Below are 13446 nucleotides of genomic sequence, written 5' to 3'. Positions count from 1 at the left end.
GCAATGTTTATTCTTGATTGCCCCACATATTTACAACTTCACTTTCGGCTTGCTTAATTAAACTTCCATTATCGTCATATTGGAATATCTTTTTAAATCTTTTGTTATTTCGGTAAAATTGCATTTCAGTCAATTGATTTTTACTGTTGTACTGATAAGTGCTTCGATTAAAGTAATAATCAAATTCAACTACATTTCTAAAAGATCCGTTTTTAACCTTTATTGCTTTAATCCTAGTATCATTTGTTATTGGGATAGGAGTTGTAAACACTTTCCCATTGCTTAGCGATGGATCACTGCCATCATCTGTGTATATAATTTGAGCGTTATCCGAGGTGCTTAGAGAAACAGAAAACGGTTGTCGATAGATTCCGGTTGGTACGGTTGATCTGATAATATCCGGTTGCACCCACCCTCTTCGTTTAATCTGTGTATATGCCCAAACATAAACCTCCTTAAAACCTTGATTAAATCCGTCATTTACAGCCTGATCGATATTCGACCATACCTGGTCAGTATCTTCTAAAGCAAACCCCGAGAAGTAATGAATCTTATCTACAGGATAGTTCAGTTCATTTTGTACAAACGTCATAGATTGTCTATGTTTTTCCATCTCATTAAAAATCATATAATCGTAATCTTCCAACATAAAGAAATCGAGTTCTGGGTATTTCCAATGTTCTTTTGGAAAGTTTACAATACTCATCATTTTAGGAACACGATTCTTATCTATAACAGACGGTGTAAAAAATAATACTGTAAATTGAGAATCAGGATAGGCTTCTTTTACAGTGTCTCTAAGCAGATGTGTAAATATCCCAATCCTCGCTTGCAGCCACAGCAACATATCTTCATGGCCTTCAACCGATTCTGTGCTTGAATGAAACTCATGAATTGGAACACCTTTTTCAGCCAAATACAAATCTTTTGTTGCTTGGTCATAAAAAGTCGGCGGTTTTTCTGGTTCATTCTCCTGAAACCACCACCATGGTTCTCCAAGTTGGATCATTGGTTTAATGTTTTGTTCATCCGACATTTTTGCGAGTTCCAATACGTAACTTTTATAGAATGCTTGTAATTCAGTGTTGGTAAAACTCAGTAATCTTGGCACAGGTGTCCACATTGTATAGCCGGGTCTATTATCCCATGTGCGCTGCCACCAAGAAGGCGGGGCATCAACGCTTTCCATTGAAATAGAATGAATAATACCAATATTATTGGCTTTCAATTGCTGAATGTAGCTTGAATACCAGGCTTTAAACGCTTTATTAAACGGATAATTAGTCTTCATGGCCATGTCGCTACCATCAAACTTTTTGTCATAGTAATGAGAAGCACCTACGTAAAAATTGACAATACCACCATATCCAAGCTTTCCATACTCGCTTACCACCCTTTCTGGTGTTAGGTTGTATATATCATCATAATCATCACAAAGTCGCACCTGCGAGATTGGCTTATTAGGCTGTTCATTCATTAGGAAAGTATTCCCGTAAACTTCCCAATTTGTAAAATCCACCTGGAATTCCATAGAATCAGATAAGTAATTCATATCTTGCGATTGCCAATTGTAATTGATAGGTACAAAAGACCACATGATGCTTTTTATATCATTTACAGGCACCTTTTCCCATTCTGATGTAGGCACCCAAGTATCAATCGTGATTTCTTCCCCGGTCTCTGGGTCAATTGTGATACCAGGTTCCCATTGATATGGGGCCCATCCTGCGTATAAGTTATTAAAATCAATTTGTATCTTACCTGATTTTCCACTTGCCCCTCTTGGCGTCCTTCCTTCAGGAAAATTAATGGTAGTTCCAAAATAATCGCTTGCACCTACTTCCCAGTCATCGAGTGGGCGATCTATAACATAGTTCCATAACCTTATGTAATATATTTGCCCGCTATTCGTCTCGATTGTTAATACCGGTGCATTTTCAGAATTCATTCGTTCGGTATATCCAGATATTGAATAATTATATTCAAGTACTACATTTCGAAAGTTGGGATTCGTAGGATATTTCAAACTGCTATGGCTATGTTTATCTAAAGTAGACCAAAAAGTACCATTCATATCTTTGTCTGTGCGAAAATTTCCTACAACAGAGAAATTATTATCATTTGTTGTTATCGTTGATGCAATCATCTCGAAGTTAAAGTCCGTAAGTAAATATTTTGGTTTAAGCTTATATATCGTATTCGAACTAGCATGTACTTCACCTGTGTGTATCGATAGTAAAGGAAGCCACGAAATGATTAATAATATTGCCAATATCCTTTTCATTTTGTTCCTCCTATGATTTCATTGCGACTAGCAACAATTTGTTCGCTATAAACTCGATATATCTCCTGAAACATTTTTTTTATATTTGCATTTGATGGATCTAGTTTTAGAGCTTCTCTAATACTTGCGTAAGCAGTTTCTATATCATTATTGTTCAATGCATCCTCCGCCTTAATGACATATTCTTCAGCACCTGAAGAATGGAGGTCAGACTTCAAGGCCTTTAGTTGTTGCTTTTCGGTTTTATTAGCTTTTTCTTCAGATAAACTCTTTTGATTATTTTGAAGCTCGGCCCATTTTCTCATTTGCTCAGAGAGTTGTTCCCTTTTCTTCTTATGTTCTTCTTCCTGTTGCGTTTCTTTGTCATGCGATATTTTCTTATATAATGTATCCTGATCTTGAGATTCATAGGTGTTACTCTGGTTTGCGGGGCTTGTTACCATTGAAAGGACTATGGGTGATGAAAACACTAGAACCGATACACCCATTATTGTTATAAGACTAAACTTCAAAAGTTTATTTTTCATTTTTCCACCTCATCATATAATGTCAATAATCTATTTTCTGAACATTTCAAAACTTCAAATCGTCATGATAGATCTCTCCCCATCGTAAATTGAGTTAAAATCCATCAATAAATATACATTATTTTCATATCTGTTTATTTATTGACTGAATTATTATATATTTGTCAAATCATAGTTGTATACGGGTGTAAAATGTATGATTTTGTCGAATAAATACGACAGAATTGTTGTAAGTAGGCCTTATTCACTACAATAACCTATTCACAAAAGCAGGATCAAAGTAGCATGGTAACAAACTTGGCTTGTTTGTATAAACAAATCCAGCACCCTTTGAATAATTTTCCAGATAACTTAGGTTAGCAGAAATAACTGAACAATTTCTAAAAAAACCCCTGTTTTGGAATTAAACTCCCCAAAATCACTAGACTTGGTAACAACAAGCCAAGTAAGCACAGCGCCGATAAAACCCTGCCCTCCAACCACCGCTGATACTGTGAAGCCCGCTGCATAGGCCAATTTAACAAAAGTAGACCCCCCCCCTAACAACAGCCTCCCAAAAAAACAATCAGAGCATAATGCCATAATTTCATCCCAAATCATCCTCCTTGTTTGAACGCAAAAAACCACACAACTGACTAGCACGGCCTTTGTGTGGCGAAAATTTAGTATAAAAACATACTTAGAGCATTGTCAGTATCTAAGAAAAAATAGTTCCTTTAGGCAAATTGGTGAACCAGTCTGGGGCACCATTGTTATTGAAATCATGTGTTTCAATAATGGAGCGAGTTCTTTCTTGGACATAGGCTAGGTTATTCGAGTGCACGCCGCCTAATAGACTTGCATGCTGGTTTAGAGCAACAAATAAGTTGTATTTTCGCCAAAACGTGTCAGGTATGTTCCCTTCGAAGTAGCCTTCAATTTGACCCTTAGCAAAGTACAGACTTGTATAAATTGTGTATTTGGGTATTTTGAAAAACTCCTCAAAAGGGTCTCCCCAATCATAGGAATCGAAATCAATAATACTAATAGCCCCATTCTCTTTTACAATCATATTCTGAGGGTGAAAATCATCATGCTGAAACGTAACTAAGCTATCTTTGATGAAATGAAGGTGATCATGAATATAATTTTCAATAAATGCCTGCTTATAAAAGGTAAGACCTAGTCTCTTACACTCATCCATTTTTTTCTGATACTTGAGCGTCCTTTTTTGATACCAGTCAAAAGGTTGAGGCGGAGTAATGAAATGAATCTTTCTTAGTTCCTTGCCTGCCAAAACCCCTAAACTATATTGTTCCTCTACACTCTGATGAGATATGGTTTTATCGCCGCTCCCACCTTTAAGGTATGACAAGATCATGTAGCAAACTTGATGCTTATCGTTAACACCGAATTGGACAGGTTTTGGACATGATACATGGTTATTGAAATGCTGGTTCATTAGATCAAACTGATTTTTACGTCTCTCTGTTTTTTCAATACCGTAAATTTTCAGAAGATATTGCGCTTCGTCATCTTTTGTAAAGAGTATATATTTTTTTGCAGTAGAAAAGCCCACATTTAGCTCTTCAACATGTGTTATGGCAAGGTCTTGTTCTTCTATAATGTCTTGAACTACATTCATAAGAATTACCTCCTGCTAGAGATACAGAGCATAAAGCTCGCCTCCTTACAAGCAGCATGCGCATGTCTGCCGCAAGACTTGCTGACGATTCATGATTGCTAGCCTTGTAAGGGATCACGCAGGGTATAACCTATTCCGCGTCGAGTGATAATGTACTTATGTACCCATGGATCATCTTCAATCTTTTCTCGTAAACGGCGAACGGTTACATCAACGGTTCGCATGTCCCCAACATAATCGAATTCCCAGACTTGCTGGAGTAAATGTTCCCGACTAAATACCTTGCCGACATTCTTGGATAGATAAAGCAGCAATTCAAACTCACGATGAGTAAGATCAACTGTTTTTCCTTGTTTCGACACAGCATATCTACTGAGATCGATGCTTAATTCATCCACAATAATCATCGGCTCGTCTGCTTTATCCTTGTTATCGTTTGCTTTGTTACGACGAAGATTCGCTTTGATTCGGGCTAATAATTCTGTATTACTAAACGGTTTGATCACATAATCATCTGCACCTATTTCTAACCCCAACACTTTATCTAACTCGGTATCTTTTGCAGTAAGCATGATAATCGGGAATTGATGCTTTTGGCGAACCACTCGGCATACCTCGATTCCATCTGAACCAGGCAGCATAAGATCAAGCAGCATTAAATCAGGCGGATGGCTTATGGCAAGTTCTATCGCTTCGTTACCATTATCGACACAGATAACCTCGTAGCCCTCTTTTTTTAAGTTAAATAGAATAATATCTGAAATGGGTCTCTCATCTTCAACGATCATAATTGTTGGCACCATCAATCCCCCCTGTTCACATGTATAATTCGACAATAAATATTCCAAATCTTCCATTTCACCCCATTTGACTGCAACAAAACATAAACACGGCTCTAAATTATAGAGCCGACCGCATTACTTTTATCCAGCTCTCGTGACTGCATGTCTGTACCTCAAAAATGCTTCTCCCATTCTCTCTAATAATGTAACAGATAATGGCCCGTCAAATTAGGAAAGTACCAGCATTGAACTCAGTAAAGCGCTTTCCACTCGATCTCATCCTTTTGTCCTAAACAGCAAATAAGACCTTCACCAGACAACGGTCAAGGTCTTTTCCCTCATTTCGCTATTTCGCGCGTGCGCGGAGGCGCAGTTGTTCCAGCCCCTGCCCTATTCAGCATCAGGTAAGCCAGTATGGAAGTGACGCAGCCGAGAGCTCCGACCATCAGGAAGCCGTTCTCCAGGGAAAACCAATCTCCTGCGATTCCCATGATGATGGGACCTCCGAACATCCCCAAGCCGTAAATCGCCTGGTAGAATCCCATTGCCGTCGCACGTTTGCCGGTATCCATATGTTTAATGCTCAACGACATCAGCACAGGAGAAGTAAAGCCTCTTCCGAAGCCGGCCAAAGCTTGCGTCAGCATAAGCACCCAGAGCGACGGGGTGAATGGTATCGCCACGGTAAACACCCCGCTGATGATAAAACCGACAATGATCGTGTTTCGCTCTCCCAGCTTTTGCGCCAGATGCCTCCCTCCGATCCAGGCGGCTAACGCGGTTGGAAACGTGGAGAAGAAGGTCAGCAGCCCCATATCAAGCTTGGTGGCTCCTAGCGATTGGGCGAACACCGGCGTGAAGCCGAAAACAGTGGCGAAGGTCAGTACCTGAAACAGAATGGACAAGAAAGAAACGGTAAGCAGCGTCCGATCCTTCGCAACATCCAGGACACCCTCGAAAGTAATTTTTTGCGCATGTTTATCCACCTTTTCAACCAGAAACCATGCACCCACGAGCCCTATCATCCCTACCGCTGCACCGATGATGAAGGAGGACTCCCACCCGAACCGGTCCGCGAACCATCCGCCGAGAAGGATACCGAGCATCTGTCCGGTCGAATTATAAAAGGACAGCGTTCCAAGCGCTCGAGTAGTGTCTTCTTTCTTGAAATAGCTTACGAACAGAATGGTAAAATCGACCCATGTTGCTGCCGCCGCACCCGCAAGTGCCCTCAGAATGAGTATCCAGGTAATCTCCTGTGTGATCAGAATGCCCAGTCCGGCCAACACGGAGAACAGCAGACCGAACAGAATAAACAATTTGCGCTTATGATAGCGGTCGGAAAGCACTCCCACGGGAATCCGCAGCAGCATCTGGCTTAGCCCGTACATGCCGACAATAAAGCCGGCCATCTGGTGGGAAGCCCCCAGAAACTCCACATAGGAGGCCAAAATCGGAACGCAGGTATACATGGAAAACCAGAACAGCAGGGTCACGGTGCAAAAAAGAGGAATTCGATAACTTGCCTCAGCATTACCCAAAGTGATCACTCCGCCCTATGTCAATGTATATCCAATCATAGTTAATCAGAGGATGCGTGACAAGAACTGTATTAAAGTCCATTTAGTAACCTCGAGGTAAGTAATGGGAAGTTCGGGAAAGGAAACCACTCATTTTTCCTGAACCGTAAACTCCACCCGCTCGGCTAGGATTTCAAACGAAGCATCATCTTCTTCATACCAGTTAGCAAAAAGGAACTTTCGGAGGGGCTCTTTTGCTTTCATTTCACTTATGGAGTAGAGCATCATGCCAATCGGTCTGTTGAAATGCATATTTTGAACTCCATAAAAATGAACTGTTATCAGCTCTCCCTCGTAGCCTCTCAAAGTGACAGTTGCATTGGCGTTCTCACAAAGAATACCTTCAATCTTGCTATCGTGTACCCTATAGTCTCCTATATACCCCAGAAATTGCTCTTCTTCCTTCATAAGTACCCTCCTTATTTTCCATAAGTACTGTTAACAAAAGTGCGCCTGCTAAGTGCAGACGCGCCTTATTTTCACTATGAAACTATCGTTATCGCTCAATGAATCGGCTGCAGCTTTCAAAGCTTCGGGAATTGTATCTTAAACATCGTTCCCATTGAACTCGTTTCAATATCCATGTGAGCATTATGCCGTTTTGCAATGTCATAGCAAATGGCAAGTCCTACTCCCGTGCCGTTCGTCTTTGTCGTAACAAAGGGGGTTCCGGTTCCCAGCTGCTCCAAAATATGTTTTGGAATACCCGGCCCTTCGTCTGTAACTCGCAATTCTACGCAGGATGGAGTCTCCAGCGTCTCGACATAGACAGTGCCCCCGATTTGCATGGCCTCGAGAGCATTTCTCACCAGATTCAATATGAGCTGCTTGACCTCTTTGGAATCGAGCATGACATCAGATACTTTAGTCCGCTTCAAAACCAGCTTCTTTTTCGCTATGAAAGCCTCATTCTCTATAAGTGGGAGCATCCGGTCAATGACGTTCCATATATTATCTTGGCTTAATTCCTTCTTATGGACCTTGGTAAGAGACAGGAAATCGGAAATGATCTCATTCGCACGATCTAATTCCTCGATCATCAGGTTAACGATCGTTTCATCAACCCTCTGTAAATTAGAATGCATGATTTGCAGAAAGCCCTTCACCGTGGTTAGAGGATTCCTGACCTCATGACTGATGCCTGCGGCCAGCTGCGCTACATGGTTTAATCGATCCATCCTCTCTAATTCGATCCTTAACCGCTCCTGCGATTCACGCAGCCGCCGTTTTTCAAGCATATAATCGGTAATATCTTCGGAAATGGACACAGCCCCAATAATTTCACCTTGTTCGTTGAATATCGGTTTGCTGTTCCAGACTGCGATTTTTCGAACCCCGTCAGGCCACACCAGTTCTACGACTTGCTTATTTTCCTTGCCTTCCAATATAGCCTTCTGTAAGGTTAATTCTTTTGCAGTCAGACATCTTCCATGTTCATCGAAGGCAAGTACTGAAGGCGGGTCGTCCGCTGACATCGAGAAGTCTCCTCCTGATTTGATTCGGAGAAACTCGGCAGCCGTGGCATTATGTATAATTCTTTTGCAGCTTGCATCTATCGAGACAGATATACCACCAGGAAGATCAAATAATTCAGGAATGATGTCCGTTAACGGCTTTTTAATTATCATATGCTCTCCATTCTTATCCGATTTTCTTAGGCTTAGGCTAATCTTATCTTCGACATCCTGCCGCGTATTCCTGCACCTTAGCCTAATGCGGTTACCAGGCTTCCCCAGCAGCGTTTCTTAGGCTAACATCTCCTGTCAGATTTTCCGAGCACCGCCTTTGCAAAAAACAAACGCCCCGGGACGATGGGCTGCTACGAGGTCAAGCCTCTAAAACCCGTCATCCAGAGACGTTACAACAGAGTATAAATGGTAAGCTACCCAAGTCGAATCATGAAAAAGTCCAGAATAGGATCATCCCTTCCAAAAGCGTTCAACCATATCGGCGTAGGTCTTGAACAACCGCCGGGATACGTCTACGGGATCTCCTGCAGCTTCCAACGCAAAGGTATCGCTTCCTTCCATCCAGCTGACCTCCCACTCGCGTATTTCCCTGTCAAAGGCTTGCTGATCGAAAGAATCGGGATCGTCGATGGAGGCTTCCAGGCAGGCGGCAAATCGTCTCCACCTATGCAAGTAATAGCTCGCCATGATGCCGGACCACTGTTTGTGTGCATAGTCGTCAAAGGTAACCTCGGGCCACCAGGTGGAAATGATCGTGCGGGCATTGAACTCATGAAGCGCTATCTCATCCTGTGTATTTCCCCACTTCTTCGCTCGGTCTATCCATGGGCCGGTAAGAAAATGAACATTGGTGCCGAGCAGCTCTTCCAGATCGACGATCAGCGCCTCCAATGCGTTCCAATATTCTTGAAATCCCGTACGGTCCCTTCGGGTGAACGCCTCAATCATCTTCAAATGCAGCGGCCTTGCCGTATCTGATAATACCTGCCGTCCTACATTCACCAAATCGTACTGATAGTTGATGGAAGCCCGCAATTCCTCCCCGCTTTCCAGCAAGGCCTCCCATGCGCGCAGCAGCACCCGCACATCATAGAAAGGAACTACCGTTCCGTTGCAGGTTCGTCTAATTTCCAGCTTCGGTCTGGCGCAAACAACGGATTCATAATTAGCATTTTTTGAATAGACCGATTTGCGAAGCAAGCGCCATGCTTCTACTGCTGCATCATTATGTCTGCCATAGCGGCGCCGCAAGTAGGCTGCTGCCCATTCATCCGGATCGGGAGCCTCTGTCCGCCAAATCATTTCACTCAGCAGGTCGTAAAAAACCGGATTCTCCTCAATGGCTTCAGGAGCAAAGCCGATCCCCGCCATATCCCCTCTCCCCGGGTCATGCAGCGCCTGTGCCGGACCTTGCGCCAACGAATCCAGATCCCCGAACATCCCGTTACGCGCACCGAAGTTGTGCAGCATGCACCAAATCCACGGTTTTCCGTAAAAAGCATGAGACTGCTTCCATTTGGCATTGCTCTCCGCATGCAAATCCAGCATCAGCAGATGCTCCTTCGGAAGGGAACGCACAATGGGCTCGGACATCGACCAGCTCTGCATGACCCAGATTCCATCCGGATCATGGTTCAGCATGCTTTGACAAACAGCCTTTGCCGACTCGGTGACATACTCCGTCGAGGTGTCAGGCGATTTTCCTTCATGGAACAAATCCATCGCGTACAAGTGGTCCGTCCCGTAAAGCCTCTTCTGCTCCTCGTAAAAGTGACCGGCCGCTTCGTCAAACAAGGGATCCCGCGGGTCCAGGAAGTGAATGCCCGGCATTCCAAACCATGACTTCAGCTGCAGGATGTTGGCATCCGGATGCTTCTGTTTCAATGCGGCAGGCACATGACCATAGAAGCCCGCTAACACCGGCGTCATGCCGAGCTGGCGTTCACGCTCCAGAATTTGCAGCTGCAGCTCTCTCTGCCCTTCAATCCAGCTTGTTGGAAGCGGCCCTCCCATACCGTCGACATTCCCCATATAGTGCCAGGCCAGGTAAGCCGGTCCTGTCAAATGCTTGAGCATTTCATCGTCGGACAGCCCCAGCTTGCGCCCTGTCTCCATCCAGACCGCTTCCTGTCCCGTTGCGGCAAGAGGCATGTTAATGCCGTGCAGCGCCATCCAATCGATTTCCCGCTCCCATCGCTTCCAATCCCACCAGGTCATCGTGTAGTTAAAGGTACAGAAATTGTACATATATCGATGACGATAAGGGGTTATTTTACGAACAGCCTCTATTACGGGCGGCAGCTGGTCCGGCAGCGACAACTGATCGCCTGACCAGGAAATATGCGCATGGCAGCTGTATTTTAAATACCAGTGAAGCGAGGAAGCGAGACTGATACCGTTCGATCCACGCAGCACGATTCTCTTCCCCTTATTTTCAATCTCAAACACATCGCGTCCCTGGTCCTGCGCAATCACTTCCAGCTCAAATTGCTCGGCATAAGCCGCGCCCAACAGACGATGCAATAACCCTACTACGACTTCTTTATCCACAACGTTATTTCTTACAGCACCTGTCATTAGCTTGTCTCCTCCTATAAGTTCCCGCTTCCGCTTCGGACGATAATGATCAATCCCTGCTGCGGCTGCAGCGGTATGGCTTGCAAAGATTCCAAAGCTATCGAATCTTGAATATTGTCAATCGCCGGCACTTCGATACATAGCGAGTCGGGCTCCCAGCCAAGCTGCCCCCAATCGATATGAAGGGAGCATTGGAGCGGTTCGTCCGCCCAGCTGGCCGCAGCAATGAGCATTTGATCCTGCTTGCGGTATACGGTAACAGCTACATCCTTGCGACTAGGCGCAATCGGATTGTCCGGATGCCAGTAGCCCAGCATTTGCGCATCCTGGATACCAAAACGATCCCATAGCTTCCAGAGCCCCTCCGGGCTATGACCGAACCAGCCAAGCCGATTGGACATCCCGTAAATCATGCCGCGCCAAGGGTTGCCATCACCCAGCATTTCCCCCATAAGCCCGAAGGGAATGCCGCTGATTTCAACTAGCCAATACTCGGGACGGACCTCGTTGTATTTGAACCCTTCCCCGATCCACAGGCTGTCGAGATAAGGGAAGAGCTCCATATATAAGTCGGCATTATTTACAAAGCCCGCCCTTTCATTCATGTGGTTCCATGTATGAAAATCGATCAAGGAGCCCGGTTTCGTCCTGTCCAGTATTTTGCGGACACGCCGCATCGTGAAACGATCATAGGCCGTATCGTCGATATACAGGCCGTCCATATCGGTATGCTTCAGCAGCCAATTCAAGCCTTCCACATAGTAATTGACCAATCTCGAAGTCCCGTCCGTTACTATAGCCGCATCGATTTCCCCCGTGTATTTTCCTGCTTTAAATTCATGCTTCCACGCAGGAATGATGTCATCCCCCAGATGCTCTCGAACCCACTTCGCCGCATCGCCCTGCCATAAAGAAGTGACCACATCCGGATTCGGCCTTGGAAATATCTCATCCCCCAGGCTCCGGAGCGCTTGCAGCTCCGTCATATGATCGCTGATTTCCCTCACGGTATAATATAGCTTGACTTGCAGATTCCTGTTATGCGCTTCCGCTACGAACCGGGCAAGAGTCTCCGTTTCCAGGAACGGATAATTAATGAACGGATGGGCATCCGCGCCATGGTGGATATTGATGATATTGGCGCCGCTAGCGAGAGCCTGTTCTTGCCAATGCTCCATCACCGCTTTACCCTCCAGCCGATGCAAATACCGGTTATTCCAATGGGCATTCATCTCTATCGTCTTGAGCGGAGTGATCATCAGATCAAAGACGAAGCGCAGCTCTTCTCCCTGCTCCATCATTCGTTCACCGCTATAAGCGCGTAATACAGCTGCATGTTCCCGATCTAAGAGCTTGACGCCGCCTTTGCCTCGATTCCCCCAGCTATCCGGTACCGTTAAGGGACGGTGCTTGTAATAAATATTGACGAACGGTCTGCGGCCTTCTGGATCGAGCAGACGGAGCCGCAGGCCCGCATTAACGTCACCAATCCACATCGCATGCTGATGTTTAGAAGGATCCCAGTGCCAGTCCAGATGCTCGGGAAGAAAGCCTCCCTTATGCCCGAGTCCCATTCCATAACGTGCTGCACCCGGAGCATAAGGAATATCAAGCCACATATCGCTGACATGTACAGTCTTCTTCGCCTTCAAGGTTACTTCATAATGGACGTACCCATCGTATTCGAGCTCGCCTTGACACCTCATCTCGAACGAAGGGCAATGACTTTGGGCAGACCATCCAATTCGGCTGTCCGTTTGTCTCTCGAAGCGTACTCCTCTGCTCTCCCAGACTGCCTCTCCTTCCGGGGTTTGGACAGCAAAACGAATCGGTTCTGCAAGAATCGGCTTCCCAACATCCGTGAGTCCATCTACAGCGTCATTGAACCGGCTTTCAATTGCTTCGGGGAACCCATAGTCATTAAGGGTCAGCTCTCTGCCTAAGCAGCCCACCCTCCGATCCTTCCAGGTAACCGGAATGTAAGGTGCCGTCACTTCTTCGTCGATAGCCAGATCCGAGTTCAGCCATCGCAGACGGGAATGCCTCCACGTCTCGCTGTCTCCGGCATCGTCCAGAGGCTGGCCAGCTACCGTTAGCTTTACGGTAAACGGCTGAATGCTGCCGCAAGCCGAAAAGGTCCATACTCCGGAATACGAAGCCGCGGGCACATCTCTGGGAACGGAAATTCCAATCCACAGCGACTGAACGCCTCCCTGTCGGACAGTAACTTTTTTCTTAAACGGCTGTCCGTACGCATCCATGCCTCCCATGGCAAAGCACTCGATTCCGGAAGCAGGAATGCGCGAGCCTTGAGAGGATACCAGATCCGTGAATTCTGCTTGCACGTCTATTAGCGAGCAGCGAGCGGCAAACAAGACGATTTGCAGCACATAGAACTCTCCCGGCCGCACAACAGCTGCAAACTTGCGACGCTGGGAGCGCTCCAGCCAATCTTCCGGAAAATCCTGAAGCCATAGAATCGGCCGATTCCTCTCCTCCCCGAATAAATAATAGGGCTCTTCCGCCTGGGTAGCGATTTCAAGAATTTGCTGTTTCCACAGCCGTTTTCTATTTGCGCTGTCCATGAATCCCGCTCCTGTTCC

At 45.3% G+C, this 13446-nt stretch carries 9 protein-coding genes and 1 pseudogene; all 10 read right to left on the bottom strand.

Translation table 11 applies throughout. The features are described 5' to 3' along the window. Positions 1–7: 7 nt before the first annotated feature. A complete protein-coding gene (locus GGC63_RS09885) occupies positions 8–2284 on the bottom strand; it encodes a chitobiase/beta-hexosaminidase C-terminal domain-containing protein (protein ID WP_192702143.1) in 2277 nt (758 codons plus the stop codon). Next, on the bottom strand, positions 2281–2811 hold the full coding sequence (locus GGC63_RS09880; RefSeq protein WP_192702142.1) for a hypothetical protein: 531 nt from the start codon (positions 2809–2811) through the stop codon (positions 2281–2283). Before GGC63_RS09880 ends, GGC63_RS09885 begins: the two co-directional genes overlap by 4 nt. A gap of 432 nt (positions 2812–3243) precedes the next feature. Further along, positions 3244–3401, bottom strand: a pseudogene (locus tag GGC63_RS09875) (EamA/RhaT family transporter); the annotation flags it as partial. Positions 3402–3508: 107 nt separating this feature from the next. Next, entirely contained in the window at positions 3509–4435 is a 927-nt protein-coding gene (locus GGC63_RS09870; protein ID WP_192702141.1) for an aminoglycoside phosphotransferase family protein, read from the bottom strand. 98 nt (positions 4436–4533) lie between these two features. Continuing rightward, positions 4534–5238, bottom strand: coding sequence for a response regulator YycF (yycF, locus tag GGC63_RS09865; protein WP_192702140.1), 705 nt, complete (start codon positions 5236–5238; stop codon positions 4534–4536). 317 nt (positions 5239–5555) lie between these two features. Then, the gene (locus tag GGC63_RS09860; RefSeq protein ID WP_225948074.1) at positions 5556–6758 is read right to left on the bottom strand and encodes an MFS transporter; all 1203 of its coding nucleotides are present in this window, start codon (positions 6756–6758) and stop codon (positions 5556–5558) included. Between the two features lie 129 nt (positions 6759–6887). After that, complete coding sequence (locus GGC63_RS09855) at positions 6888–7205, bottom strand: hypothetical protein (RefSeq protein ID WP_192702139.1); 318 nt, start codon at positions 7203–7205, stop codon at positions 6888–6890. A gap of 116 nt (positions 7206–7321) precedes the next feature. Then, positions 7322–8272 (bottom strand): ATP-binding protein, encoded by a 951-nt coding sequence (locus GGC63_RS09850; RefSeq protein WP_192702138.1) that lies wholly within the window; start codon positions 8270–8272, stop codon positions 7322–7324. A 444-nt stretch (positions 8273–8716) separates the two neighbouring features. Next, positions 8717–10843, bottom strand: coding sequence for an alpha-N-acetylglucosaminidase (locus GGC63_RS09845; protein ID WP_192702137.1), 2127 nt, complete (start codon positions 10841–10843; stop codon positions 8717–8719). 14 nt (positions 10844–10857) lie between these two features. Further along, positions 10858–13428 carry a glycoside hydrolase domain-containing protein gene (locus tag GGC63_RS09840; RefSeq protein ID WP_192702136.1) on the bottom strand — a complete coding sequence of 857 codons (2571 nt, stop codon included), beginning with the start codon at positions 13426–13428 and terminating at the stop codon, positions 10858–10860. Positions 13429–13446 lie beyond the last annotated feature (18 nt).

Origin of the sequence: Paenibacillus sp. OAS669 (assembly GCF_014873645.1) — a bacterium.
Taxonomy (GTDB): Bacteria; Bacillota; Bacilli; order Paenibacillales; family NBRC-103111; genus Paenibacillus_S; species Paenibacillus_S vulneris.
The sequence above is the reverse complement of the archived record's forward strand: the minus strand, read 5'-3'. Positions and strand labels throughout refer to the sequence as shown.

Coding starts and splice junctions, on each gene's coding strand:
- GGC63_RS09855 (WP_192702139.1), bottom strand. CDS start 7,205: ATGAAGGAAGAAGAGCAATTTCTGGGGTATATAGGAGACTATAGGGTA.
- GGC63_RS09840 (WP_192702136.1), bottom strand. CDS start 13,428: ATGGACAGCGCAAATAGAAAACGGCTGTGGAAACAGCAAATTCTTGAA.
- GGC63_RS09870 (WP_192702141.1), bottom strand. CDS start 4,435: ATGAATGTAGTTCAAGACATTATAGAAGAACAAGACCTTGCCATAACA.
- GGC63_RS09880 (WP_192702142.1), bottom strand. CDS start 2,811: ATGAAAAATAAACTTTTGAAGTTTAGTCTTATAACAATAATGGGTGTA.
- yycF (WP_192702140.1), bottom strand. CDS start 5,238: ATGGTGCCAACAATTATGATCGTTGAAGATGAGAGACCCATTTCAGAT.
- GGC63_RS09845 (WP_192702137.1), bottom strand. CDS start 10,843: ATGACAGGTGCTGTAAGAAATAACGTTGTGGATAAAGAAGTCGTAGTA.
- GGC63_RS09850 (WP_192702138.1), bottom strand. CDS start 8,272: ATGTCAGCGGACGACCCGCCTTCAGTACTTGCCTTCGATGAACATGGA.
- GGC63_RS09885 (WP_192702143.1), bottom strand. CDS start 2,284: ATGAAAAGGATATTGGCAATATTATTAATCATTTCGTGGCTTCCTTTA.